Origin of the sequence: Sphaerisporangium perillae (genome assembly GCF_023276435.1) — a bacterium.
GTDB classification, from domain to species: Bacteria; Actinomycetota; Actinomycetes; order Streptosporangiales; family Streptosporangiaceae; genus Sphaerisporangium; species Sphaerisporangium perillae.
This window is the reverse complement of record NZ_JALLPO010000023.1, coordinates 42,886-68,126: the sequence shown is the minus strand read 5'-3', so window position 1 is coordinate 68,126 and position 25,241 is coordinate 42,886. Positions and strand designations below refer to the sequence as shown.

25 protein-coding genes and 1 pseudogene are annotated in these 25,241 nt (G+C 70.8%); 17 read left to right on the top strand and 9 right to left on the bottom strand.

Annotated elements, in window-relative coordinates; translation table 11 throughout:
* Positions 1–7 precede the first annotated feature (7 nt).
* Positions 8–652 carry an amino acid ABC transporter permease gene (locus MYF83_RS22990; protein ID WP_248962690.1) on the bottom strand — a complete coding sequence of 215 codons (645 nt, stop codon included), beginning with the start codon at positions 650–652 and terminating at the stop codon, positions 8–10.
* Between the two features lie 13 nt (positions 653–665).
* On the bottom strand, positions 666–1,634 hold the full coding sequence (locus MYF83_RS22985; RefSeq protein WP_248962689.1) for a glutamate ABC transporter substrate-binding protein: 969 nt from the start codon (positions 1,632–1,634) through the stop codon (positions 666–668).
* A 111-nt stretch (positions 1,635–1,745) separates the two neighbouring features.
* Here MYF83_RS22985 and MYF83_RS22980 point away from each other — a divergent pair, with 111 nt between their 5' ends.
* Positions 1,746–2,888 carry an ROK family transcriptional regulator gene (locus MYF83_RS22980; protein ID WP_248962688.1) on the top strand — a complete coding sequence of 381 codons (1,143 nt, stop codon included), beginning with the start codon at positions 1,746–1,748 and terminating at the stop codon, positions 2,886–2,888.
* Between the two features lie 50 nt (positions 2,889–2,938).
* Here MYF83_RS22980 and MYF83_RS22975 read toward each other — a convergent pair whose 3' ends face one another.
* Both MYF83_RS22975 and MYF83_RS22970 read right to left on the bottom strand, forming a co-directional pair.
* Positions 2,939–3,913, bottom strand: a complete 975-nt coding sequence (locus MYF83_RS22975; RefSeq protein WP_248962687.1) for a magnesium transporter CorA family protein — start codon at positions 3,911–3,913, stop codon at positions 2,939–2,941.
* A 43-nt stretch (positions 3,914–3,956) separates the two neighbouring features.
* On the bottom strand, positions 3,957–4,283 hold the full coding sequence (locus MYF83_RS22970) for a spore germination protein GerW family protein (protein WP_248962686.1): 327 nt from the start codon (positions 4,281–4,283) through the stop codon (positions 3,957–3,959).
* 98 nt (positions 4,284–4,381) lie between these two features.
* On the opposite strand from MYF83_RS22970, the gene MYF83_RS22965 reads away from it, so the two are divergent.
* The 5 genes from MYF83_RS22965 to MYF83_RS22945 all read left to right on the top strand — a co-directional run bounded on the left by MYF83_RS22965 (position 4,382) and on the right by MYF83_RS22945 (position 9,721).
* On the top strand, positions 4,382–5,362 hold the full coding sequence (locus MYF83_RS22965) for a GNAT family N-acetyltransferase (RefSeq protein ID WP_248962685.1): 981 nt from the start codon (positions 4,382–4,384) through the stop codon (positions 5,360–5,362).
* Positions 5,363–5,543: 181 nt separating this feature from the next.
* On the top strand, positions 5,544–6,557 hold the full coding sequence (locus MYF83_RS22960) for a LacI family DNA-binding transcriptional regulator (protein ID WP_248962684.1): 1,014 nt from the start codon (positions 5,544–5,546) through the stop codon (positions 6,555–6,557).
* Entirely contained in the window at positions 6,554–7,489 is a 936-nt protein-coding gene (locus MYF83_RS22955; RefSeq protein ID WP_248962683.1) for a carbohydrate ABC transporter permease, read from the top strand. The genes MYF83_RS22960 and MYF83_RS22955 overlap by 4 nt, the downstream gene beginning before the upstream one ends.
* Position 7,490: 1 nt before the next feature.
* Complete coding sequence (locus MYF83_RS22950; RefSeq protein ID WP_248962682.1) at positions 7,491–8,309, top strand: carbohydrate ABC transporter permease; 819 nt, start codon at positions 7,491–7,493, stop codon at positions 8,307–8,309.
* A 101-nt stretch (positions 8,310–8,410) separates the two neighbouring features.
* Positions 8,411–9,721 carry an ABC transporter substrate-binding protein gene (locus MYF83_RS22945; RefSeq protein WP_248962681.1) on the top strand — a complete coding sequence of 437 codons (1,311 nt, stop codon included), beginning with the start codon at positions 8,411–8,413 and terminating at the stop codon, positions 9,719–9,721.
* 14 nt (positions 9,722–9,735) lie between these two features.
* Here MYF83_RS22945 and MYF83_RS22940 read toward each other — a convergent pair whose 3' ends face one another.
* On the bottom strand, positions 9,736–10,938 hold the full coding sequence (locus MYF83_RS22940; RefSeq protein ID WP_248962680.1) for an RNA-guided endonuclease InsQ/TnpB family protein: 1,203 nt from the start codon (positions 10,936–10,938) through the stop codon (positions 9,736–9,738).
* A gap of 155 nt (positions 10,939–11,093) precedes the next feature.
* Between MYF83_RS22940 and MYF83_RS22935 the strand changes: the two genes are divergently transcribed.
* From MYF83_RS22935 to MYF83_RS22905, 7 genes are all read left to right on the top strand, one after another.
* Entirely contained in the window at positions 11,094–12,170 is a 1,077-nt protein-coding gene (locus MYF83_RS22935; RefSeq protein WP_248962679.1) for an ADP-ribosylglycohydrolase family protein, read from the top strand.
* A gap of 30 nt (positions 12,171–12,200) precedes the next feature.
* Positions 12,201–13,331 (top strand): ADP-ribosylglycohydrolase family protein, encoded by a 1,131-nt coding sequence (locus MYF83_RS22930; RefSeq protein WP_248962678.1) that lies wholly within the window; start codon positions 12,201–12,203, stop codon positions 13,329–13,331.
* Positions 13,328–14,500 (top strand): ADP-ribosylglycohydrolase family protein, encoded by a 1,173-nt coding sequence (locus tag MYF83_RS22925; RefSeq protein WP_248962677.1) that lies wholly within the window; start codon positions 13,328–13,330, stop codon positions 14,498–14,500. The genes MYF83_RS22930 and MYF83_RS22925 overlap by 4 nt, the downstream gene beginning before the upstream one ends.
* A complete protein-coding gene (locus MYF83_RS22920) occupies positions 14,497–15,879 on the top strand; it encodes an ADP-ribosylglycohydrolase family protein (protein WP_248962676.1) in 1,383 nt (460 codons plus the stop codon). Before MYF83_RS22925 ends, MYF83_RS22920 begins: the two co-directional genes overlap by 4 nt.
* Positions 15,880–16,000: 121 nt before the next feature.
* Complete coding sequence (gene rbsK / locus MYF83_RS22915; RefSeq protein WP_248962675.1) at positions 16,001–16,876, top strand: ribokinase; 876 nt, start codon at positions 16,001–16,003, stop codon at positions 16,874–16,876.
* Between the two features lie 252 nt (positions 16,877–17,128).
* A complete protein-coding gene (locus tag MYF83_RS22910; protein WP_248962674.1) occupies positions 17,129–18,301 on the top strand; it encodes a CaiB/BaiF CoA transferase family protein in 1,173 nt (390 codons plus the stop codon).
* 67 nt (positions 18,302–18,368) lie between these two features.
* Entirely contained in the window at positions 18,369–19,193 is an 825-nt protein-coding gene (locus tag MYF83_RS22905) for an HpcH/HpaI aldolase/citrate lyase family protein (protein WP_248962673.1), read from the top strand.
* A gap of 522 nt (positions 19,194–19,715) precedes the next feature.
* Here the strand turns inward: MYF83_RS22905 and MYF83_RS22900 are convergent.
* Positions 19,716–20,462: an SDR family NAD(P)-dependent oxidoreductase gene (locus tag MYF83_RS22900; RefSeq protein WP_248962672.1), complete on the bottom strand. Its 747-nt coding sequence runs from the start codon at positions 20,460–20,462 to the stop codon at positions 19,716–19,718.
* Between the two features lie 251 nt (positions 20,463–20,713).
* On the opposite strand from MYF83_RS22900, the gene MYF83_RS22895 reads away from it, so the two are divergent.
* Positions 20,714–21,712 (top strand): phosphotransferase enzyme family protein, encoded by a 999-nt coding sequence (locus MYF83_RS22895; RefSeq protein ID WP_248962671.1) that lies wholly within the window; start codon positions 20,714–20,716, stop codon positions 21,710–21,712.
* 230 nt (positions 21,713–21,942) lie between these two features.
* Here MYF83_RS22895 and MYF83_RS22890 read toward each other — a convergent pair whose 3' ends face one another.
* Entirely contained in the window at positions 21,943–22,212 is a 270-nt protein-coding gene (locus MYF83_RS22890; RefSeq protein WP_279339931.1) for a transposase family protein, read from the bottom strand.
* Between the two features lie 34 nt (positions 22,213–22,246).
* Between MYF83_RS22890 and MYF83_RS22885 the strand changes: the two genes are divergently transcribed.
* Positions 22,247–22,666, top strand: a complete 420-nt coding sequence (locus MYF83_RS22885; RefSeq protein ID WP_248962670.1) for a hypothetical protein — start codon at positions 22,247–22,249, stop codon at positions 22,664–22,666.
* A 199-nt stretch (positions 22,667–22,865) separates the two neighbouring features.
* Positions 22,866–23,561: a class I SAM-dependent methyltransferase gene (locus MYF83_RS22880; RefSeq protein WP_248962669.1), complete on the top strand. Its 696-nt coding sequence runs from the start codon at positions 22,866–22,868 to the stop codon at positions 23,559–23,561.
* 130 nt (positions 23,562–23,691) lie between these two features.
* Here the strand turns inward: MYF83_RS22880 and MYF83_RS22875 are convergent, their stop codons facing one another.
* Together MYF83_RS22875 and MYF83_RS22870 are read right to left on the bottom strand one after the other, a co-directional pair.
* Entirely contained in the window at positions 23,692–23,931 is a 240-nt protein-coding gene (locus tag MYF83_RS22875; protein WP_248962668.1) for a transposase, read from the bottom strand.
* A gap of 302 nt (positions 23,932–24,233) precedes the next feature.
* A complete protein-coding gene (locus tag MYF83_RS22870; protein WP_248962667.1) occupies positions 24,234–24,407 on the bottom strand; it encodes a hypothetical protein in 174 nt (57 codons plus the stop codon).
* A 390-nt stretch (positions 24,408–24,797) separates the two neighbouring features.
* Here MYF83_RS22870 and MYF83_RS22865 point away from each other — a divergent pair.
* Positions 24,798–25,221: pseudogene (locus tag MYF83_RS22865) on the top strand (transposase); the annotation flags it as partial.
* Positions 25,222–25,241 lie beyond the last annotated feature (20 nt).

The following is a 25,241-nucleotide window of genomic DNA, read 5'->3' as shown; positions in this document are numbered from 1 at the left end:
GAACGGCTCATCGGTGCACCGCCAGCCTGCGTTCCAGGACACCGGTGACGAATCCGACCAGCGACGACAGCAGCATGTACGCCACTCCGGCCCCCACGAAGATCGGGATCGGCTGTGCCTCGATGAGGTTGACCCGGTTGGCGGCGGCGGTCAGCTCGACCACGCCGACCGCCGCCGCCAGGGAGGTGTTCATCGTGAGCATGATGAAGATGTTGCCGAGCGGCTGGACGACCGTGCCGAGCGACTGGGGGAGCACCACGTGGCGCAGCGACCCGGTGAAGCCCAGCCCGAGCGCCCGCGCGGCCTCGCCCTGCCCGGCGGGGACCGAGTTGATCCCCGACCGCAGCGCCTCGGCGATGTAGGCGGCCTGGTACAGGGCGATCACCACCACGGCCGTCGTGAACAGCCCCGCCTGGACACCGATCTCCGGCAGCCCGAAGACGGCCAGGATCAGCAGCACCAGCAGCGGGATGTTCTGCAGGGTCTCCACGTAGACCGTCCCCGCCGCGCGCAGCACCGGGACCGGGCTGACGCGCGCGGTGGCGACGAGGATCCCGGCCACGGACGCGCCCGCGAACGCGAGCAGCGTGAGCTGCAGGGTGACGATCAGGCCGTCCCACAGCGCGGGGAGGTTGCCGGACAGGGCGTCCATCGAAGGCGGTGACCTAGGAGCCGGGGACCGAGCCGATGGCGGGCGGCGCGGGAGCCTCGCCCTGCACGACCGTGCCGATGGAGTTCTTCCACGCCTGCTGCCACAGGCCGGCGTCCTGGATCTTCTTCAGCCAGTCGTTGACGAACTTCTTCATCTGGTCGTCGCCGTGCTTGAGCCCGATGCCGTACGGGTCGGTCGTGAACGGCTCGCCGACGACCTGCAGTTCGGGGTCGGTCTTGCCGTCGGCGACGAGCAGCGACTGGTCCTGGACGTAGGCGACGCCGCGGTCCTGCTTGAGCGCCTGGACGCACTCGGGGTCGCTGCCGAAGGTGACGATCTTCGCGTTCGGGGCGACCTTCTTGATGGCGGGGATGGCCGGGGTGTTGGCGCCCGCGATGACGGTCTTGCCGTCGAGGTCCTCGGGCTTGGTGATGCCGGTCGTGCCCTTCTTCACCGCCACGGCCAGACCGGAGGTGTAGTACGGCCCGGCGAAGGCGACCTGCTGGGCGCGCTCGGGCGTGATCGTGTAGGTCTGGAACACCACGTCGACCGTGCCGTTGGACAGCAGCGCCTCGCGCGTCTCCGACGCCGAGTTGACGATCTTCACCTTCGGCTCGCCGATGATGTACTTCGCGAGCAGCTTGCCGAGGTCGGCGTCGAAGCCCTCGACCTGGCCGGTCACCGGGTTCTGCTGGGAGAGCAGCGGTGCGTCGAGGGAGCCGCCGACGATGAGCTCGCCGCGCTTCTTGATCTTGTCCATCGTCGAGCCGGCCGGGATCTCCGAGGCCGCGGCGACGGGGGCGGAGGCGAAGGCGTCGGCGCTCTTACCACCGGAGTCGCCCGCCGGGCCGGGAGGCACGGCGGCCGAGCCGCCGCTTCCCGAGCAGGCCGCGACACCGGCCAGCGACAACGCGGTCACAACCGTCAGCGCCGCGCGGCGCGTGCGGGACAGGGCGGGAGTGTTCCCGCGCAGCTCGATCATCGTTTACCATCCGACTTCGTTCGGAATCGAATTTTTTACGGACGATAGAGGTCGATGTCGGCCTAAGTCAATCAATTGCTGCATTAAGTAATGCCGTGGTATGCATCTCCTGTGTCAGGCAAAGGGGAGCTACTCCGTCTCGTCGCGCTGGGCCACGCCGAGTCTCGCGCCGAGCTCGCCAGGCATTCCGGCCTCGCCCCGTCGAGCGTGTCGCTGCGCGTGGAGGAGCTCATCGACGCCGGCCTGCTCCAGGAGGAGGGCGCCGGGCTGTCCAGGGGCGGCCGCCGGCCACGGCGCCTCAAGCTCGCCCCCGCGGCGGGCCTGCTCGCGATCGCCGACCTCGGCAGCCACCACGCCCGCCTCGGCCTGGTCGACCTCAGCGGCACGCCGCTCGCCATCGTCGAGCACGCCTGCGACATAGGGGCCGGCGCCGCCGTCACGCTGGACTGGCTCGCGACGCGGCTGGAGGAGCTCGTCGCCGCGAGCGGCGGCGGCCTGCCCGTGCGCGGGGTGGGCATCGGAGTCCCCGGGCCGGTCGACCCCGCCGACGGGACGGTGATCTCGCCGTCCCGCATGCCCGGCTGGAGCGAGTACCCCGTCGGCGCCCACCTGGCAGAACGGTTCGGCGTCCCGATCCTGGTCGAGAACGACGCCAACCTGATGGCCGCCGGCGAGTACCTGGCCTGGCCCGGCTGCGAGAACCTCATGGTGCTCAAGGTGGGCACCGGCATCGGGTGCGGCATCATCACCGGCGGCCGGCTGCACCGCGGGCGCGGGGCGGCCGGCGACATCAGCCACGTCCACGTGCGCGCGGACCGGTCGGTGATCTGCTCCTGCGGCCACCCCGACTGCCTGGAGGCCTACGCCAGCGGCGCGGCGCTGATGGCGGCCCTCGCCGAGCAGGGCATCGAGGTGGACCACCCGGCCCGCATCGCCGGCCTGGCCGCCGACGGCGTGCCGCAGGCCACCAACCTCGTGCGCGGCGCGGGCAGGCTCATCGGCGACGTGCTCACCGCCCTGGTCAACTTCTTCAACCCCGACGCGGTCGTGATCGGCGGCAGCCTGTCGGCGGCCGAGCAGCTCATCGCCGCGATCAGGGGAGCGGTCTACGAGCGGTGCCTGCCGCTGGCCACCCGCGACCTGCGGATCGACGTCACGCGCGCGGGCCCGAACGCCGCCATCCTCGGCGCCGGTTCCCTGCTGCTCGACGTCGTGCTCTCCGGCGGCTGGGTCGAGGAGGACGTCCGGCCGTGACCCCGCCCGGCCGTGACCCCGCCCGCGCGGCGGCCGGTGGTCGTGGTGGCTCAGATCCAGTCCTTCTTGCGGAACACGACGTAGAGGATCCAGGAGACCAGGACGATCAGAAGGGTGGACGTCCAGAAGCCCTCGGCGCGCGAGAAGCCGGGAAAGGGGATGTTCTGCCCGTAAAACCCGGTGATCAGGGTGGGCACCGCGATGATCGCCGCCCAGCTCGTCACCTTCTTCATGATGTCGTTCATCCGGTAGCCCTGCAGGTTCAGATGGGTCTCGTAGACGTTGCCCACCAGGTCGCGCAGCGAGTCGGTCCACTCCGACACCCGCAGCACGTGGTCGTAGATGTCCTGGTAGTAGGGCGCCATCTCCTGCTCCACCACCCCCAGGTCGCGGCGCAGGAGGCCGGTCACCACCTCGCGCATCGGCAGCACGACCCGCCGGAACCGCACGGCCGTCCTGCGCAGGTCGAACATCCGCCGCTGGATCCCCTTGTTGTTGCCGGGATGGTCGGTGAACAGCTCGTCCTCCAGGGACTCCACCCGGTCGTCGAGCTCCTGGGCGATGTCGAAGTGGCCGTCCACCACGTAGTCCAGCAGGGCGTACAGGAGGAAGGACACGCCGTGCTTGGCCATGCCCGGGCTGGCGTCCCAGCGCGCCACGATGGCGTCGATGTCGCAGGAGTCGTCCGACCGCACGGTGACCAGGGCGTTCTTGGTCACGAACACCGAGATCTCGGTGAGGCGCAGTCCGGCGGTGTCACCACCCAGCCTGACGGCGTACAGCGTCAGGAACAGGTGGCTGTCGTAGACGTCGAGCTTGGGCCGCTGGTGCGGGTGCAGGACGTCCTCGACGGCCAGGTGGTGCAGCCCGAGCTCTTCGCTGATCAGGTCGAGCTTCTCGGGGGTGGGGGCGAGCAGGTCGAACCAGACCGTGGCCGAGGGATCCTTGACGTACTCGGAGACCTCGGCGTAGGGGAAGCCCTCGGCCTGCAGGACACCGTCGCGGTAAAGGCGGGTGCGGACCATGACGCAACACTAGACCCGCACGTCGACAGTGCGCGGACCCCTCTCAGCGGCGGCGCCGGGCGCTCAGCGCGTAGGCGATGAGGACGACGCCGACGAGGATCTGGCCGCCGAGCACGATGCGGTTGACGTCGACGGCCGGCTCCCACGACACCTTGCCGTCCCTGATGACGTACGCGCCGAGGGGACGGGCGATCGCGCCCCCGCCCCCGCCCGAGCCGCCGGACACCTGGTCCTTGACGTCGCCCTTGCCGAACCCGCCCCCGGCGCGCACCGAGAGGGCCGGGATCACGGTGACGCCGTCCTTCTCGTACGGCTCCCCGTACACCCGCCGCGCTCCGGAAAGGTGCTCGAAGAACTCCCGCAGTTCCATGCCGGCCTCCGTGTCGAGTGTCGCGTGACCCTCATCATGCCTCAGGGAACCAAGCCGGTACCCAGTCCGGCGCAAGTGCCCAGGGCTAGAAATAAAGGGTGAACGAGAACGCGAGGGGCGACGACGCCTTCATGAGCGCATACGACATCCGGCGGCCGGCGGCCGGCGACGCGCCGGCGGTGTACGGGGTGGTGTCCGCCTGCGACACCGAGGTGCTGGGCCACCCGGACATGACCGAGGACGACGTGGCCGACGTCCTAGCCGAACCCGACCTTGACCTCGGCCGCGACGCCTGGCTGGTGCACCCGCGCGGCGGCGACGGCCCGCTGGTCGGTTTCGCGTACGCCTGCCGGAAGGGCGATACCGGCACCGTGGAGGTGGAGGTGTGCTCCCGGGACGCGCGGCTGACCCCCTGGCTGTGGGACACCGTGCTGGGCCGCGCGCGGGAGATCGCCGCGGAGGCCGGCCGGCCGCAGGCGGTGGCCGAGGTCGCCGTCTACCGGCAGGACGACGCCAAGCGGGCGCTGGCCGGCAAGTACGGCTTCGCGCCCACGACCAGCTTCCACCGGCTGCGCATCGACCACACCGAGGTGGACCCGGGCTTCCTTCCCGGGGTGACCGTCCACCCGGCGGCCGACTCCGAGGAGCTGATGCGGGCCGCCCACCGGATCCACCAAGTGGGTTTCGCCGAGCACTTCGGGTTCGTCCCCAAGGAGTTCGGCCAGTGGAAGGAGGATTTCGAGTCCTCCAGCACCCATGACTGGTCGCAGCTCCTTCTCGCCAAGGCGCAGGGCCGGCCGGCGGCGATGCTGCTCGGGTCCAACATGTTCGCCGCCGACGAGAACTGCGGGTACGTGCGCATCCTGTCAGTGCTGCCCGAGTTCCGCGGGAGGGGGCTCGGCCGGTTGCTGCTCAAGCGCGCCTTCTCCGCCGACGCCCGCCGGGGGAGAGCCGGCACCTACCTGCACGTGGACGCCGGCAATACCACCCCGGCGCTCGATCTGTACCTGTCCGTCGGCATGCGCCCGGTGCTCGCCATCGACGTCTGGCAACGCGCTCTCCAGGAGGGGCTCCGCTAGGAGCTGCGGGGCCGGCGCAGCAAGGGAAGCACGCGGGCCCCGCTCCGCATCGTTTTACCTGATCGTGACTTGACGTTGCATGTGTCGTGCAGGTTACATGGGCTAACTCCGTAAACGTTTACAGTGGCTTTTCCGGGCCAATCAGTAAACGTTTACCGTTTCCCGAGGACCGAGGTGACACGTGAGTGACGGGCCGACGATCACGACGATCGCCCAGCGCGCCGGCGTATCCATCGCCTCGGTGTCGCGCGTCCTCAACGGCCTGCCCACCAAGGCCGAGACCGAGCGCCGCGTGATGAGCGCCGCCCGCGAGCTCGGCTACGTGCCCAACTCGGTGGCCAGGTCGCTGAAGTCGCGGCGCAGCAACCAGCTCGGCTTCGCCATGGCCGACATAGGGAACCCGGTGTACCTGGCGATGATCCGCGAGATCCAGCCGCTGCTGAGGGCGGCCGGTTACCGGCTCGTCCTGCACTCCACCAACGCCGACGCCGCCGACGAGATCGACGTGCTGCGCGGCCTCGGGGAGCGCTACATCGACGGGCTCATCATGATCCCGCTGCGCGTCACCGGCGAGCACCTGAAGATGTTCGCCGCCGCCCGCGCGCCCATCGTCGTCATCGGCTCGGTGCCCGAGGGCACCCCGGTCGACAACGTGCGGGCCGACTCGCGCGCCGGCGTGCGGCTGGCCGTCGAGCACCTCCACGGGCTCGGCCGCCGCCGCATCGGCTTCGTCAACGGCCCGCTCGACACCGTCCCCGGCGCCGCCCGCTCGGCCGCCTACGCCGAGGCGGTGCGCGCCGCCGGGCTCCCGTACGACGCGGACCTCGTCGAGGTCGGCGACTTCTACCGCGCCGACGGCGCGCGGGCCACCGCCCGCCTGCTCGAACGCGTGCCCGACGTCGACGCCCTGCTGTGCGCCAACGACCTGATCGCGCTCGGGGCGCTCGACGTCCTGCGGCGCGAAGGGCGGCGGGTGCCGCAGGACGTCGCCGTGGCCGGCATGGACGACACCGACCTCGCCACCCTCGCCTGGCCGCCGCTGACCAGCGTCTCGCTCGGTTCGGCCGAACGCGGCCGGGCCGCCGCCGAACTGCTGCTCGACCGGCTCGGCGAGGGCGAGCGGGCCCCGCGCGTGGTCACCGTCGAGCCCCGGCTCATCACCCGCGCCTCGACCATCGGGGAGGAGACTCCATGACCCTGACGGCGGAGAGAACCCACAGGCCCGCCGCGGGGCATCGCGGCGGCGGCAGGGGCGGGGGATGGCAGCGGCGCGAGACGCTCATGCTGATGCTGCCCGCGCTCGTGCCGGTGCTGGTCTTCAGCGTCGGCCCGCTGCTCTACGGCATCTTCCTCGCCTTCACCGACGCGAGGTCCGGGCGCAACGCCGTGACCTCGTTCGTGGGGCTGTCGAACTTCGGCGACCTGCTCGCCGACGGCGACTTCTGGGCGTCGTTCCGCATCGGCCTCGTCTGGGCCGTGTCGGTCACCGTTCTGCAGTTCCTGGCCTCGCTCGGCCTGGCCCTGCTGCTCAACGAGAACCTGCGGTTCCGGTCGTTCGCGCGGGTGCTGGCCCTGGTGCCCTGGGCCATGCCGCCGGTCGTCATCGGCCTGATGTGGCGCCTGGTCTACCACCCGAACGCGGGCATCCTCAACAGCGTCCTGCAGGACGCCGGGCTGCTCGACCACAACGTCGACTGGCTCAACGACTTCTCCCTCGCCCTGCCCGCGGTGATCGTCGTCGGGATCTGGACGGGCATGCCGCAGACGACCGTCGTGCTGCTCGCCGGGCTGCAGAACGTGCCCAAGGAACTGCACGAGGCCGGCCACATGGACGGCGCCTCGACCTTCCGCCGCTTCTGGAGCATCACGCTGCCGCAGCTGCGCCCGGTCATCGTCACCATCACCTCGCTGGACTTCGTCTGGAACATCAACCAGTTCGGGCTGGTGTACGTGCTCACCCAGGGCGGCCCCGGAGGCCAGACCCGGCTGCCGATGCTCTTCGCCTACGAGGAGGCGTTCCGCTACGGCTTCTTCGGGTACGCCGCCACGCTCGGCGTCGCCTTCGTCATCGTCGTGCTGGCCCTGTTGAGCATCTACATCGGCCGGCAGATGCGGGAGGCGAACTGACATGCGCAGGCCACTGCAGTACCTCGCCCTCGTGGCGTACATGGTCTTCCTGGCATTCCCGCTGGTCTGGCTGCTGTCCACGGCGCTCAAGACCTCCCAGGAGATGGCGAGCCTCACCCCGACGTGGATCCCGCGCCACCCGGTGCTCACCAACTTCGCCGACGCCTTCACCGAGCAGGACATCGTCGGCAGCGCCCTGCGCAGCCTGGTCGTCGCCGTCGCCACCTCCGCGCTGACGATCGTGCTCGCGCTGCCCGCGGCGTACGCGATGGCCCGCTACCGCTCGCTGGTCAACCGGCTCGCCGTGGGGTGGGTGCTGGTCAGCCAGGTCTTCCCGTTCATCCTGATCATCATCCCGCTGTTCATGGTGCTGCGGAGCCTGGACCTGGTGAACACGCTGCCCGGGCTCATGATCGTGCACGTCACCTTCGTGCTGCCGTTCGCGCTGTGGATGCTCCAGGGGTACGTGCGCGCCGTGCCGCGCGAGCTGGAGGAGGCAGCCGCCGTCGACGGCGCGGGACGCGTCCGCGCCATCGTGCGGGTCGTCGCGCCGCTGCTCGCCCCGGGAGTGGTCGCCACGGCGCTGTTCGCCTTCATCTCCTCCTGGAACGAGTTCCTGTTCGCGCTGGTCGTGCTGAAGGACCCCGGCGTGGCCACCCTGCCCCTGACCCTCGTCAAGTTCACCGGCGCGGAGGGGGTCGTGCGCCTCGGCCCGCTCGCGGCGGCCTCGCTGCTCGCCACGATCCCGAGCCTGGTGTTCTTCGCGATCATCCAGAGACGGCTCAGATCCGGCCTCATGGCCGGCGCCGTCAAGGGATGAGACCTCCTATGACCGACCCGCGGACATCCGCACAAATAGCGAACGAGCCGAGCCGTGCGCGGCGGAGCCACAGCCATAGCACCCCCCGATAGGAGAATCTCGTGCGTACCAGAACCGCACTCGCGGTGGCGGCGGCAGCGATCGTCGCGCTGACGGCCGGCTGCTCGTCCGGCGGCGGCGGCGCCGGCGGCGACAAGGCCGACGGACCGGTGAGCCTGAAGTTCCTCAGCCTCGCCTGGCAGAAGGAGTCCATCGCCGCGAACAAGCAGATCGTCGACGAATGGAACAAGGCCAACCCCAACATCAAGGTCGAGTACGTCCAGGGAAGCTGGGACAACGTCAACGACCAGCTCGTCACCTCCTTCGAGGCCGGCGACCCGCCGGACGTCATCCACGACGACTCCCCGGCACTCGCCGGGTTCGCCTCGCGCGGCTACCTGCTCGACCTCACCGGGAAGCTGCCCGCCGAGCTCACCGGGGACATCCCGAAGCCCGCCTGGGACACCGTCACCTTCGGCGACGGCAAGGGCGGGCAGGGCGTGTACGGCGTGCCGTTCCTGCAGGAGTCGCAGGTCCTGATCGGCAACAAGAAGCTCCTCGACGCCGCCAAGGTCCGCATCCCGACCCCCGACAACCCCTGGACGTGGGACGAGTTCGCCGAGATCAGCAAGAAGCTGACCAAGGAAGGCTCCTTCGGGGTGGCCTGGCCGCTGAAGTCGCCGGTCAACAAGGTGCTCAACCTGGCGCTGAACTTCGGCGGCACCTTCTTCCAGGTCGACGGCACCAAGGCCACCGTCAAGGTCGGGCCCGAGGAGCAGGAGGTGATGCGGCGCATCCACGACCAGCTCTACAAGGACAAGTCGGCCGACCCGTCCGCGCTCGGCATGGGCACCGCCGACCCGTTGCCCGGTTTCTACGCCGGCAAGTACGCGCTGCTCCCGGCCGGCGTCTACCTGCGCCAGCAGGTCGTCGAGCAGGCTCCGAAGGACTTCGAGTGGATCACCGTCCCGCCGCTGAAGGGCACCAGCGCGGAGCAGGGCGCCACCTCCCAGACCCTGTCGGTCGCGGCAGACAGCAAGTACCCCGACCAGGCGGCGAAGTTCATCTCCTTCTTCCTTAACAGCGCCAACCAGGCCAAACTGGCCAAGGGTGACTGGCTGCTGCCGACCAGCGTCAAGGCCGCGAGCGACCCGTCCATGACCACCACGGAGAACGGCTGGGACGTCGCCACCGCCTCCGCCAAGAACCTGGTGGTCGCGCCGTACCTCAAGGTCAACGGCTTCGACGAGTGGAAGAGCAAGGTGGCCACCCCGACCCTGCAGCAGTACTTCGCCGACAAGATCACCCTCGACCAGGCGGCCAAGACGCTCGTCGAGGAGGGCAACAAGGTGCTGGAGCGGTACAACAATTGACTTCCTCCCCCTGCCTAAAGGCGAGGGATTCCAGCCTTCGCAGGCTGGGTTTCCTGCTTCATAGCCGACCGCACCCGGGAGGACCCGGAATGTCTTACATCAGCTCCACAGGCGGACACCGCTCGACCAGCGGCCACGATGTTCTTGGCGGCGTTGATGTCCCGGTCGTGCCGGGTGCCGCAGGACGGGCATTGCCACGTCCGGGTGGAGAGCGAGAGTTCGGTGAGCAGATGCCCGCACATCGAACAGGTCTTGGTGGATGGGTACCAGCGGTCGATCACGATCAGGTGCCGGCCGGCCCGCGCGGTCTTGTACTGCAGTTGGCGGCGGAACTCGCCCCACCCGCAGTCGGAGATGACCCGCGCGAGGGACCGGTTGCGGACCATGCCGCGCACGTTCAGGTCTTCGATCACGATCAGGTCGTGCTCGACGGCCAGCCGGGCGGAGGTTTTGTGCAGGAAGTCGGCGCGGGCGTCGCGGACCTTGGTGTGGGCGCGGGCGACCTTCGCCCTGGCCTTGACCCGGTTGTTCGAGCCGCGTTGCTTGCGGGCCATCCGCCGCTGGTAGCGGGCCAGGTTCTTGGCTTTGCGTTCCAGGTGGCGCGGGTTGGCGACCTTCTCGCCGGTGGACAGGACGGCGAAGTGGTTCACGCCCAGGTCGATGCCGACCGCCGAACCGGTGGCCGGGGCCTGCTCGGGCTCGTCGGCGGTCTCGACCGCCAGGCAGGCGTACCAGCGGCCGTCAGGGTCGCGGGAGACGGTCACCATGGACGGGTCCAGTGTGGCCGGGTCGATGCCGGGCCAGGACCACACCAACTCCAGCGGGGCGTCCATCTTGGCCAGGTGCAATCGGCCCTCGCGCCAGCGGAACGCCGACCGGGTGTAGGTCGCCGACTGCCTGCCGTGCCGGGACTTGAAACGCGGATAGCGGGCGCGTCCGGCGAAGAAGTTCACAAACGCCGTGTACTGGTGCCGCAGCGTCTGCTGCAACGGCACCGAGGACACCTCGAACAGGAAGGCGAACTCCGGGTCGCGTTTCACCTCGGTCAGATACCGGTCGGTCTGCGCGTAGGAGGTCTTCACGCCTTCGGCGTGGTAGCGGGCCTGCCGCCACGCCAGCACCCGGTTCCACACCAGGCGTACGCACCCGAACGTGCGGTGCAGCACCGCAGCCTGCTCGGGGGTGGGGTAGACCCGCACCCGGTAAGCCGTACGCATGTTCGTATCCTGCCGCACCGCCGTCTGATCGTTCAGCGAAACGGGAACGTCATGAGCGCTTCGCACTCTGGGCTGTCCCGGCTCCGCCGGACCACCCCTGACGGGATCCGGATTCGTCCCCGGCCCGAAGGCCGGGGCATCCTCCCGAGGTCTCGGTGAAGCTGACCCGAGCCCGGGGGTGCCTGCTCGGCCTGGCGGCCGGCGACGCCCTCGGGCGGCCCGTCGAGAACCTCTCTCCTGAGGAGATCGCCCGGCGTCATGGCCGGCTAACAGAGATCGAACCGGGCAAGGGCGGCACCGACGACACCGAGTACACCATCTTCGCCGCGTCGCTGCTGTGCAGGTACGGCCCGGCGATGACCCCGGCCGACGTGGCCAGGGAGTACCGCGAGCAGATCATCCCGAACATCGACGGCCCGATGCGCGGCGCCGGCTTCTCCGAGCTCGGCGCCGTCCAGGCGCTGCGCCGCGGCCTCGAGCCACCGATGTCGGGCATGTGGCACCAGCACGGCTGGTCCGACGGCCTGGCCATGCGCGCCGCGCCGTACGGCATCTTCGCCACCGGGGACCCCGGCGAGGCGGCCCGGCTGGTCGCCGTGGACGGCGTGGTCAGCAACAGTGTCGAGGGGGTCTACGGAGGCCAGGCGGTGGCGGCGGCCGTGGCCGTCGCGATGACCGGCGCCTCGCCCGGCGACGTCGTCGAGGCGGGGATCGCCGCCGTCCCCGAGGACTCCTGGACCTCCCGCAACCTGCGGGCCGCCGTCTCGGCCGTCGCCGCGGGATCCGTCGAGCGGCTCTACCAGGCCGTCGTCGTACGCCACTACCCGTGGACCGACCTCGCTCCCGAGGCGGTCGCGCTCGCCTTCGCCGGCTACCTCATGGGCGCCGGCGAGGTCGAGGACTCCGTCGTCTCCGCGGCCAATCTCGGCAGGGACGCCGACACCACCGCGGCGATCGCCGGCGCCCTCGCGGGGGCGGGGCGCGGGGAGATCGCCGTACCGGAACGGTGGGCCAGGGAGATCGGGCCGGTCACCGGAAGGTGCCTCCCGGTCGTCGCGGGACGGCACGTGCTCGACGTCGCCACCGAACTCGTGGCGGCGACCGAGAACCGGGCCGCGGGGGGCGCGCGGGGCCGGGCCGTGGCGGGGGCCCGGCCCGCGGCGGGCGTGCCGGAAAGGGCCGTGGCGGTGGACCGGTCCGCGGGAAGTTCGCGGAGCCGGTCCGAGGGATAGCGGAGCCGGTCCGAGGGATAAAGGAGAGACATGTCATCGGGGGACAGGATCCAGGGCGCCTTCATCGGCCTGGCGATCGGAGACGCTGCCGGCTGGCCGGCCGCGCGTCACCGCTCCGCGCTGCTCGCGCCGTGGAGCAGGCGGCTGGAAAGGGAACTGGACGCCTTCGCCGAGGAGCACCGCGTCACGACGCTCCCCGTGCCGTTCACGCTGAACCAGCCGGTCGAGCCGCTCGCGATCGGGCCGTCCGACGACGCCGAATGGCTCGCCTGGACCGCGCTGACCATCCACCAGGACCGAGCCGAGGCGTTCGGCGGCCTCGCGGGACGCACCGACCTGCGGGTGCGCATCTCGGTGCGCGCGGCGCTGGACAACCTGGCGGCGGGCAAGGCGCCCCCGGCCAGCGGGCACGACAACCCGCACCACTTCGACGACGCGGCCGCCATCCGCGCCGTGGCCTTCGGCGCCGCCGCCGGTAACGCCGCGGCCGATGGCCCATGCGCAGCCGTCCCGGCCGGTCGGCGGCGTGCGGCCGTCCCGGCCGATGGCCCGCACGCAGCGGTTCCGGCCGATGGGCGGCGCGCGGCCGTCCCGGCCGATGGAGCGGCGGCCACTGCGGAAGCCGGCCTGCGGGCCGTCGTGCGGGCCGACGCGTCGGTCACCAACGCGGGGGACGGCGTCCATGCCGCCCTCGCGATGGCCGTCGCGATCGCCGTCCTCGTCGCGGGCGGGACGATGGCCGCGGCCGTCGAGGCGGCCCTCGCCGAACTGCCCGAGGACACCGCGATCGGCCACGCGAGCAGGACGGCCCTCGTGGTGGCCCGGCGGGCCGGCGACCCCTTCGCGGCGGTCCCCGCCCTGGACGCCGCCCTGCTCGACCACGTCTACAGCTACGGCGTCGCGGCGGCCCATACGGTCCCCGTCGCGCTCGCGCTCGCGGAGGTGTCCGGCGGCTCGCTGAGCGCCGCCGTCCCCGCCGCCGCGTGCCTGCCGTCGCTCGCCGACTCCGCCCCCGCTCTGACCGGCGCGCTCACCGGGGCCTTCACCGGCTACCGGGCGCTGCCGGAGGGCTGGCGCGCCGCGGCACGTACGCTCACCGGCTGCGGCCTGCCCGAGCTGGCCGGAACCGATCTCATCGACATCGCTGGAGGACTGGCATGACGCCGCTCGAGGACCTGCTGACCGACAAGGCCGTCGGATGCGTGACGGGCGCGGCGGTCGGCGACGCCATCGGCGGCGCCACCGAGGGCTGGACGCCCGAGCAGATCCAGGAACGTTACAACGGGTACGTGACGGGCATCGTCCCGCCGTACTTCGAGGACTGGCGCAACGCCCGCCCCATCGCGCCGTACCACAAGGGCGACGGCCACGTCACCGACGACACCCTCATGACGCACGCGCTCATCCGGGTGTACGAGAAGGTCGGCGGGCACCTGGACGCCTACGCGGCGGCCGACCACCTGGTGCCCGAGATGATGGGCGAGAAGCGCTGGATCCCCGAGCTGGAGGCCGAGGCGCTTCCCCTGCAACGGGTCTTCCTCGCCGAGAAGTGGCTGGTCCTGCGCCTGCACTACGGCCACGTCGACCCGCGCGAAGCCGGCGTGGGCAACATCGTCAACTGCGGCGCCGCGATGTACATGGCGCCGGTCGGCATCGTCAACGCGGCCAACCCCGACGGCGCCTACGCCGAGGCCGTGGACCTCGCGGGCGCCCACCAGTCCAGCTACGGCCGGGAGGCCGCCGGCGTGCTCGCCGCGGCCGTCGCCGAGGCGATGCGGCCCGGCGCGACCGCCGACACCGTGGTCGGCACCTGCCTGCGGCTCGCGCGGGACGGCACGCGCGCCGCCATCGAGGCCGTCTGCGAGCGGGCGCTCGGCCTCGACCACTGGGAGGGATCCTTCGCCGCCCTGCGCCAGGCCGTCGCGCCGTACGACACGGTCGCCGACACCTACCGCGACCAGGGCCTCGGGGCCCGCAGGCCGAGCCGCCTGCACAGCATCGAGGAGCTGCCGCTGGCGCTCGCCTTCCTGCTCATCGCCAAGGGCGACTACCGCGACACCATCCTCGGAGGCGTCAACTACGGGCGCGACGCCGACTCGATCGCCAGCATGGGCGGCGCGATCGCCGGGGCCCTCGCCGGCGCCAAGGCGGTGCCCTCCGAGTGGCTCGAACCGATCACGGAGGCCAGCAGGATCGACCTGGTCGCCCCGGGCCTGTCCATCGCGGAGGTGGCCCGCCGCGTCCACACCGCCGACCTCGCCACCCGCCGCGCCCACGAGACCGCCTTCACCGCCCTCACCTGGGACAACTCCGCAGGAGACCCGGCATGACCTCCCGGTTGATCCGGCTGACCTGGGTGCAGCCCGAGGATCTGGTGGGTCACGAGTTGCGGCAGGCCGCCGAGGACGGGCGATCCGCCGAGGCGGCCCCCATCGCGGCACGGTGGCATGCCGCCGGCGGGCACGACGCGCCGCCGCGCGCCGGGGCCTCGCCCGAGCCGCCTGCCCCGGAGCTGCGCGCGCTGGCGGCCCAGCTGCTCGACGAGCTGGCGGCGATCCCGTCCCCGCTTCCCGAGCCGTCCGGTCTCACCGAGATCCAGGCGAGCGCCCCCGGAGGCATGAGGAGCGCCACTGACGTCGACCTCGACGGGCTGCGCGAGCGGCTGCTCGGGGCCTGGCTCGGGCGGGCGGCCGGGTGCGTGCTCGGCAAACCGGTCGAGAAGATCCCCCGCGAGGGCATCCGGGAGATCGCCGAGGCGACCGGCAACTGGCCCATCCGCGGCTGGTTCACCGCCGCCGGCCTGCCGCAGGACGTGGCGGCCCGCTGGCCGTGGAACAGGCGCAGCGCGGTCAACTCGCTGGCCGAGAACATCGACGGCGTGCCGGAGGACGACGACCTGAACTTCCCGCTCCTCGCGCTGTCCCTGCTGGAGCGCTTCGGCCGCGGCTTCACCACCGGCGACGTGGCGGCGATGTGGCTCGACGAGCTACCCGCCGGCCGCGTCTTCACCGCCGAGCGGGTCGCCTACCGCAACCTGCTCGGCGGCGCCGAACCACCGGCCACCGCCACCTTTCGCAACCCGTTCAGGGAGTGGATAGGCGCGCTCATCAGGGCCGACGTGTACGGCTGGGCCAACCCCGGAGACCCGCGCACGGCGGCCGAATTCGCCTGGCGGGACGCCCGGCTGAGCCACACGGCCAACGGCGTCTACGGCGCGATGATGGTCGCCGCCATGTGCGCCCGGTCCCTGGTGGTCCCCGCAGGCGACCCGGCCTCGGCGGTCGACGAGGTCGTCGCCGCGGGCCTGTCCGTCGTGCCCGCCGGATCCCGGCTGGCGCGAGCCGTACGGGAAGCGGTCGCGGACGCGCGCGCCGAGCCGGACTTCGAGCGGGTCGTGGACCGGCTGTACGAGCGGCACGGCGACCTGCACTGGGTGCACACCATCAACAACGCGGCGCTGGTCGCGGCGGCCCTGACGCACGCGCGCGGCGACTTCACCGCCTCCATAGCGGGCGCCGTCGCCGCAGGCTGGGACACCGACTCGGCCGGGGCCACGGTGGGATCGATCGCCGGCGGCCTGCTCGGCGCCTCCGGCATCCCGGCCCGCTGGGCGCTGAAGAACCGGCTCTCCAGCAGCATGAGAGGCTTCGACGGCATCGGGTTCGACGAGCTCACCCGCCGCACCCTCGCGGTGGGGATCCCTCGATGAGGTCCCGAACCCCTGGATGCGAGCCGGTGCGGGCCGCCCCCGCGCCGGAGGCCGGTCGTGCCGAGGTGAGGAGCGACCGGCCGGGAACGCCAAGGCCGTCAGGCAGGGAAGAGGACAGAAGATGATCTCGGTTTTCGGCAGCGCCAACATGGACCTGGTGGCCTATACCTCGGTCGTCCCCGGGCGCGGCGAGACCGTGACCGGCCGGGCGTTCAGCACGGTCCCCGGTGGCAAGGGCGCCAACCAGGCCATCGCCGCGGCCCGTGCCGGCGCCGCCGTCGCCTTCGTCGGCGCCGTGGGAGACGACGCCTTCGGGCCGGTCATGCGCGACACCCTGGCCTCGGCCGGCGTCGACGTGAGCCGCCTGCGCGTCGTGCCGGGATCCTCGGGCATCGCCCACATCGTCGTCGACGACGAAGGCGGCAACTCGATCATCGTCATCCCCGGTGCGAACGGCACCCTCACCGGCCCCTCCGAGGAGGACCTCGCCGTCATCGGCCGATCGGACGCCCTGCTCCTGCAGCTGGAGCTGCCCATGGAGGCCGTGGTGGCGGCGGCCCGCCAGGCGAGCGTCCCCGTCGTCCTCACCCCGGCCCCAGCCAGGGACCTGCCGTACGAGCTGCTCGAGGCCGTCGACCTGATCGTGCCCAACGAGCACGAGGCCGCGGCGATCACCGGCCTCACCGACCCCGGCGCGGCGCTCAAGGCGCTGCTCGACCTGGTGCCCGAAGCGGTCATCACCCTCGGGTCCAAGGGCGCGCTGTACGGCTCGCGGTCCGGCGAGCGGCTGCGCGTGCCCGCCGTACCGGTGAAGGCGGTCGACACCACGGCCGCGGGCGACACCTTCGTCGGCGCGCTCGCCGTCGCCAGAGCCGAGGGCCGGCCCCAGGAGGAGGCCCTGCGTTTCGCGGCGACGGCGGCGGCCCTCTCGGTCCAGCGCAAGGGCGCCACCACCTCCATGCCCACCCGCCCCCAAATAGACGCCGCCCTACAATGACCTCCCTTGCCCTTCGCCCCGTGATGCCCGCTTTCACCCCACGGTCCGTGATGCCCTTCACCCCACGGTCCGTGATGCCCGCTTTCACCCCACGGTCCGTGATGCCCTTCACCCCACGGTCCGTGATGCCCTTCGCCCCGATGCCGTCTCTTCCTCGTCGGGAGTGTGCTCGGAGCGACGGCGCCGGGTCGGTGGGTCGTGGTACGGCGAAGCCGGCGCCGCCTGACCCGCAGTCACCCTGGAGGAACAGCGATGAAAGCCCTGGAAGGCGTCCGCGTCCTCGACCTAGCGACGCTGTTCGCGGGGCCGATGGCGGCCATGCTGCTCGGCGACTTCGGCGCCGAGGTGGTCAAGGTCGAGCATCCGGCCAAGCCCGACCCGTCGCGCGGGCACGGGCCCGGTGGCCTGTGGTGGAAGATGCTAGGCCGCAACAAGCGCACCATGACCCTGAACCTCTCGACGGCAGAAGGCCAAGACCTGCTCGTCGCGCTCGCGCGTGACGCCGACGTCGTCATCGAGAACTTCAGGCCGGGAACACTGGAGCGCTGGAACCTCTCCTACGACCGGCTCCGCGAGGCCAACCCGCGCCTGGTGCTCGCCCGCGTCACCGGATTCGGCCAGTTCGGCCCGTACGCGAAGCGTCCCGGGTTCGGCACCCTCGCCGAGGCGATGAGCGGCTTCGCCGCGATGACCGGCGAGCCCGACGGACCGCCGACCCTGCCCCCGTTCGGGCTCGCGGACGGCATCTGCGCCCTCGCGACCGCCTACGCCGTCATGGCCGCGCTCCGTGCGCGTGAAACGACCGGAGAGGGGCAGGTGGTCGACATGTCGATCATCGAGCCCCTCCTGACCGTGCTCGGCGCACAGCCGACGATCTACGACCGGCTCGGCGTCGTGCCCCCGCGCACCGGCAACCGCTCGGTCAACAACGCGCCGCGCAACACCTACCGGTGCGCGGACGGCTCCTGGGTCGCCGTCTCCACCTCCGCGCAGAACATCGCCGAGCGGGTCATGCGCCTGGTCGGCCGGCCGGAGTTCATCGACGAGCCCTGGTTCGCCACCGGTGCGGGACGGGTCGAGCACGCCGACGAACTGGACGAGGCCGTCGCCGCGTGGGTCGCCGCGCGCACCCGGGAGCAGGTGCTCGCCGCGTTCGAAGAGGCGCAGGCCGCGGTGGCACCGATCTACGACGTGCGCGACGTGCTGGCCGACCCCCAACTCACCGCCCTGGACGCCGTGACCACCGTCGAGGACCCCGAACTCGGCGCCTTGCGCATGCAGAACGTCATGTTCCGTCTCTCGGAGACGCCCGGCGAGATCCGCTGGACCGGGCGGTCCCACGGTGCCGACACGGCCGCCGTCCTCACCGAACTCGGCCTGTCCGCCACGGACGTCGAGGCGCTGCGCGACAAGGGAGTGATCTGATGCCGGCCGGTCATGGCGACGAAGTCACGCCGCGCTTCCCCTCCATGTCCGCCAAGGGAGTGATCTGATGCTCACCTGGCTGTACGCGCCCGCCGACCGGCCCGCGCTCGTGGCCAAGGCGCTCGCCGGTCCCGCCGACGTCGTGATCGTCGACCTGGAGGACGCCGTCGCGCCCGAGCACAAGGGTCAGGCCAGGGCCGAGGTCGTCGCGCTGCTCGCCACCCCGCAGCCTCGCGTGCAGATCCGGATCAACGACGTGCGCACCCCGTACGGCCAGGCCGACCTGCACGCCATCGGCGCCCTGTGCGTGAGCACGGCCGGGATCCGGGTGCCGAAGGCCGAGTCCGCCGACGAGATACGCGACATCGCGCGGGCCGTCCCCGGCGTCGCCCTGCACCCCCTCATCGAGTCCGCCCTCGGCCTGGAACGGGCGTACGAGATCGCCTCGGCCGACCCGGCCGTGGCGAGCGTCGGCCTTGGGGAGGCCGACCTGCGGGCCGACCTTGGCGTGAGCGACGAGGCCGGCCTTGCCTGGGCGCGGTCCCGCGTCGTGGTCGCCGCCCGCGCCGCAGGGCTGCCCGCCCCCGCCCAGTCCGTCTACACCGACTTCCGTGACCTGGAGGGGCTGGCCGAGTCCTGCCGCGCCGGTCGAGCCATGGGCTTTCGCGGCCGGGCGGCGATCCACCCGGCCCAGCTCGCGGTCATCGAAGCCGCGTACCGTCCCACCGAGGAGGAGGTCGCGGCGGCCAACGAGGTCGTGGCCGCCGCCGGAGTCGGCGCGGTCGCCCTCCCTGACGGCCGCTTCGTCGACGAGGCCGTCGTCCGCCAAGCCAGAAGCGTCCTCACCGACGCCGTCCGCGCCCCTGGCGTCGCTTCCACGCCGGCCGTTTAGCGGACGGTGCCCACGCAGAATCAAGAGGACGGGTAGGAATCGACGACCGAGCCGCAGGCACCATTAACGCGGTACCCCCTGCTTCACCGCTGGGCTTCTCGTCCCGCCCGTGGTGATGGACGTATATCCGGCGCCGAGGCGGCGAGAAGAGGTACGGCGAAGCCGGCGCCGGGGTATGGCGGGAAACCGGTGCACGTTCTTGGGCGGCGCGATTCTCAAGCTCTGCCCTGATGTAGAGAACGGTAGGCCGTCGAGGAACGGCTCAATGGCCCACCCGGCATGCACCTGGGTGGGCGAGCAAGGCGACCCACCCAGGTTGTGACCATCCACAGAACGTCGAGCAATCGATACCCGCCGAACAGCAAGCGATCGATACCCGGCGAACAGGCATGGCCGCCCGCACGCATGTCGAACCATGGAAGCGACGAGCCCGCCCCGGCAGCGCGGTGGCCGCCCACGGTCGTCAGCTCTGCAGGCAGAAGCGCTGTTCGGGTCGACGTTGGTGCCGCTCGCCCACGGTCGTCAGCTGCGCAGGTAGGAGGCGCCGTTAAGGTCGATGATGGTGCCGCTGGCCCATTCGGCTCCCGGTGAGGCGAGGTAGAGGACGGCGGTGGCGATCTCCTCGGGCCGGGCGACCCTGCCGAAGGGGCTCTGGGCGCGGATCGCGTCGCCGCGTGGTGGCTTGAGGTGCTCGTTGGTCATGTCGGTCTCGACGAAGCCCGGCGCCACGGTGCCCACGGCGATGCCATGCGGGGCCAGGGCGATGGCGAGCGACTGGCCGAGGGCGTTCAGGCCCGCCTTGCTCGCCCCGTACGCGGGGCCTTCCGGTTCGCCGCGGAACGCGCCTCGCGAGGACACGTTGACGATCCGGCCGCCGGGCGACATGTGCCGTACGGCGCACCAGGTGACGTTGGCCGCGCCGACCAGGTTCAGATCGAGTGTCCGCTTCCAGGCCGCCTGCCACTCCTCGTATGTGATCTCCGTGATGGGGTGGTGGAAGAAGACCCCGGCGTTGTTGACCAGCACGTCGATGCCGCCCAGCGCCTCAGCCGCCTCGTCGACCATGCGCCGCACCTGCTCGGGGTCGGCGATGTCGGCCTGGACGACGACGTGGCCGTCTCCGGGCAGTTCGGCGCGCACCTGCTCGGCTAGTTCGGCGGAGCCCCGATGGTGGATCGCGACCCGGTCTCCCTCGGCCGCGAACGCGGCGGCCACCGCCCGCCCGATCCCCCGCGACGCCCCGGTGATAAGTACCTTTCGTCCGTTCATTTCGCAGAGGCTAACAAGCCCGCCGGGCAGCCTTGGCAGGAGGGAGGCCGCTATGTGGAGGGCTTCTTGCCGGCGGTCCGGCCACCCCTCTCGGGTCGGCGCCGCCACGGGCGCCGGCCCGAGGCGGCTTCCGCGCCGGTGGCCGTCGCGGCGCAGGGCTCTTGGCGCATCCCGCTCGGGGACGTCCTTAGGATCGGATCCGCCGCCCGCCCTACCCCGGCGGCCGGAGGCCGCGACCGCAAGGAGAACGCATGGAGGTCCACGACCTGTCGGGCGGGGACGAGGTGCTCGCGCGCGTCGAGCGGGCCGCCCGGCGGGCCCTGCGGCACTACGACCTGCCGCCCGAGGCCGGCCTGAAGCTCATCAACGTGTCGGAGAACGCCACCTTCCTCGTCACCGATGACGACAGGCGCACGATCCTGCGCGTACACCGGCTCGGTTACCACTCGCGCGAGGCCATCGTCTCCGAGCTGGACTGGCTGGCGGCGCTGCGTGAGGAGGCCGGCGTGCCGACCCCGGCGGTGATCCCCGCGCGGGACGGCTCGAGGGTGCTCACCGTCGCCGATCCCGGCTCGGCGCCGCGCGACTGCGTGATGTTCGCCTACGTCCCCGGAACCGAGCCGGCCGAGGACCGCCTGGACGAGCACTTCGAGCGGCTCGGCGCGATCACCGCCCGCATGCACCGGCACGCCCGGAACTGGACGCGGCCGGCCGCCTTCACCCGGTTCCACTGGGACGAGGACGCCGCGTTCGGCCCGGCGCCCCGCTGGGGCAGGTGGCGGGACGGCGCCGGCGTCGACCGCGAGGCGCGCGCCGTGCTGTCCAGGCTGGAGCGCGCGCTGCGCGACCGGCTGGCCGCGTTCGGCAAGGGGCCCGGGCGGTACGGGCTGATCCACGCCGACCTGCGCCTCGCCAACCTGCTCGTCGACGGCGCGGGCGGCACCACGGTGATCGACTTCGACGACTGCGGCCTCGGCTGGTACCTCTACGACCTCGCCGCCGCCGTCAGCTTCATCGAGCATCATCCCCGGGTCCCTGAGCTGATCGACTCCTGGCTGCGCGGCTACCGCACCGTGCTCGGCCTGCCGGGGGACGACGAGAAGGAGATCTGGACCTTCATCATGATGCGCCGGCTCCTGCTCGTCGCCTGGGTCGGCTCCCACCCCGCCGTCGACATCGCCAGAGAGCTGGGCGCCGGCTACACCGAGGGAAGCTGCGAGCTGGCCGAGCGCTATCTCGGCTCGATGTAGGAGGAACACCCCCGAGCCCGCCGGGACGCGCCGAGCCCGCCGGGACGCCTCGCGCCCGCCGGGACGCGCCCGCACAGACCGGGGGGACCCGCGTCCGCCCAGCGTCCATCGATGTTGATTTGCATGCTTTAGTTCCGGCGGTTGGGCGTGTCGAGCCGCTGCCCATTACTTCGTGCTCTCGGCGGGGACCCACTGAGCCTTTCCGCGTAACGATCTGTGGCGTTGGGTGATCAGGTGGTGCGGTCGTGCTCGAAGTGCAAAAGCACGAGAGCGGCTGCGGCGATCTTGCCGATCTTCCATGGGCAGAGGCTGACGTTGCGTAGGGCCTTGAAGGTGGTCTTGAGCAGGGAGTTGCCGCGTTCGCCGATGGCGCGGACGCCGTTGTGGGCCTTGTTGAAGGTCTTCTGGACGTCGGTGAGTTCGCCACCCTTGGGCTTTTTGAACGCCACCGTGATGGTGTCGGCCTCACCCTCGTAGCCCAGATCACCCAGCACCCGCAGGTGATCTTCAGTCCCTGAACTGTACGAGCGCGTTTTGCGCGCACACCCGGCCCATCCGGCGGCGCGCGCCGGCCTCGCCGCGCTGTGGGGCGAGTTCGATCCGACGCTGGCGGACGGATTCAGCTTCTACCTGATCGAGGCAGAGCATTGGGGCGGCTCTGCTGGCACACTTGAGCAGTTGATCGTGACCGATCCCGGCGAACTACGGTGGGCCTGCGAGGGCTCCTACCGGATGTTCGGTCATCTCAGTGGCTACCTGCTGACCACCTGCGCCTCGGGCGAGCGTTTGGGCGCCGCCGACCTGGCTCCTGTGGTCGAGGGTGGTGACGGTCTGCTGAACTGGGACAGCGTGCCGATCCCGCCATTGCCGAACGCGGCTCTCCCGGTCGGTCATCCCGCGCAGGTCGACGGCAACGTCGTCCACTATGGATGGGGCGGCGTCGAGATCGGATGATCAGGCTGTCCGCTCGAGCCGTCGTACCCGAGCTGATCATCACCCGCGCCGGAGAACAACTTCATCGCGCCTAACTGGCAGCTAATCTAATGAGAGCTAGCGGGTCGCCGTCCGGCAGACTTGAGGCACATAACTGATGTTCACCGGCTTTCGTGGAGTCGCTGAGGAATAGTCAAGACCTGTGGATCGGCGTGCCACGATGAGGTGGCAAGATCGGTTGAAGGAAGGGGACGAGTTGTCGGAGCGACCAGGAACCCTCGCTGACGATCCGTTCAGTGGTCGGCACCCAACCAGTCACGAACGGCTGACGGGACTGCCCTGGGACGCGTCGTACCACGACGGCCCTGCGCCTTGGGATATTGGCCGGCCGCAGCCAGCGATAGTGCGTTTGGCATCCGAAGGCGGATTCGCCGGAGCGGTGCTCGATGCGGGCTGCGGGACCGGCGAGAACGCTCTTCACGTCGCCTCGCTGGGATTGTCGGTTCTGGGCGTTGACGTGGCTGAGACGGCACTGGTGATCGCCCGAGCGAAGGCCGGCGACCGTGGGATCGAGGTTGAGTTCGCTGCGGCTGACGCGTTCCAGCTGGAGCGTTTGGGGCGCAGGTTTGAGACAGTGCTGGACTGTGGACTGTTCCACACCTTCGACGGCGACGAGCGACCAGGATACGTGGCGAGTCTAGCGTCGGTGACCGAGCACGATGGAACCCTGTATGTGTTGTGCTTCAGTGACGATGGTCCCGATACTGGCCCGCACCCCATCAGTCAGGAAGAGCTGAGAGCGGCGTTCAACCCCAGCAATGGATGGAATGTCGCCGCCATCGAACCAGACCGGGTTCAGACGAGATACCACGACGACGGGGCACCGGCCTGGTTCGCGACAATCAAACGGATCTAGACTGCGGGACTGGTCGGCCCGGTGAGCGATTCCGTGCCGTCACTCATGACTCATTGGCGAGAAATAGTCAACACGTGTGGATCAGCGTGTCACGCGACTATGCCGCCGACCCACAGGTACACATAGTGGCTCATGGCAATCGAGGGTGTAGGTGGGGCCTGAATCCGCCTGCCGCCAGCAGCGACCGGCCCACCGTCAGCGCATGTTTGCCGGCGTCGAGGAACTCGTTTCGCCACTTCGAGATCGAGACCTCCGCGACGCCCTCGTTGCGGGCCGCCTCCGCGATTGTCACCTCCCCGGCGAGCACGGACAGCACGATCCTGATCTTCTTCTCCGGCGCGATCTGCGGCGGTCTCGGCACGATGGCCACCTCCCTGGCTCAGCCGATCACGCCTCTCCTAACCGGCATGCCAGAAACCGTGACACGGGACAGAGGGCGCCACCCCCCAGGTTCAGGCGGCAGTGCTCAGGACCGCAGAGGAACAGTCGCGGTCCTACCCGGCGCTCGGCCTTGAAGTCCTGTAGGTCGAGAGCACCGGGAGGACCTCAGACGAGGTGGCCGCTGACGTGGCCAGAACGGCTCGAGTGAAGCCTGTCGAGGCACACCGAGCTCGAGACGCTCACTGGTCCAGTCCAACCGGAGAGCCCACGTGGCTGACGGTCGGCGCTCACTCAGCCTTCCTCGTCGCCGCGCTGACGGAGCGCTCGCTTGGCAATCCCGCTGGAGAGCTTGCCCGTCACCGATCTGGCCCGGTCGAGGGTCTCGTTACCGAGGTGCCTGGCGGCATCGACGCCCTCTGCTCCTGTCTCGAGCACCTTGTCCCTCATCTCCGCGGCCGCGTCCACCCATCGTCTCGCCTCCAATGACTGTCGACCGCGCTCGATCCCGAGCCGTCCGTGGAAGTCAACGACGGCGATCGCGACATGGTTGCTCGAATGCACCAAAGCCCGGGACGTGGTCGGGTGCAGCTATCCATCGTCGGCTCCTGAAGTGTGGGGCAGGGAAAGCGGCTCTTCGCAGTTGAGGGTGGAGTCGGGGTGCGCGCGGCGATCGCGGGGTGGGTGTCGAGGTCTTCCAGGTTCCTACGCTCATCGTCCGACGGAGGACCTCGACGTCCCCCACGCTACCTTCGACGCCCCTGACCTGACCGCGTTCTGCCGCCTCGAGGAGCTCGGATTGGAGGCCGTCGGGCAGCGGCTGGAGCCGGGCCGGGCGGTGATCGAGTGCCGCGTCGCGGAGAGAGCCTGCTCACCGACAAGCAGCGCGCCCGGCTGGAGGCGCTGTTCGCCGACGAGGACCATGTCGAGGTCGAGGCGACCTGGGGCGTCTACCAGCGCGCCATCGCCGCCTACCGCGAACCCGGCAAGAAGAGGGGCAAGCAGATGATGCGGGCCGTGATCGACTCCGTCGCCAGCGGCGTCCCGGCCGCTCTGAAGGAGATCCGCAAGCTCGGCCCGGACGCTGAAGCTGCGCGCCGCCGACGTGCTCGCGTTCTTCGACCACCCCGGCATCGGCAACGGCCCGACCGAGGCGATAAACGGCCGGCTCGAGCACCTCCGCGGCTCCGCCCTCGGGTTCCGCAACCTGACGAACTACGTCGCCAGATCGCTGCTCGAAGCCGGAGGCTTCAGACCCCAACTACACCCCCAAATGCGATGAGCCCACATAGTCGACGTCCT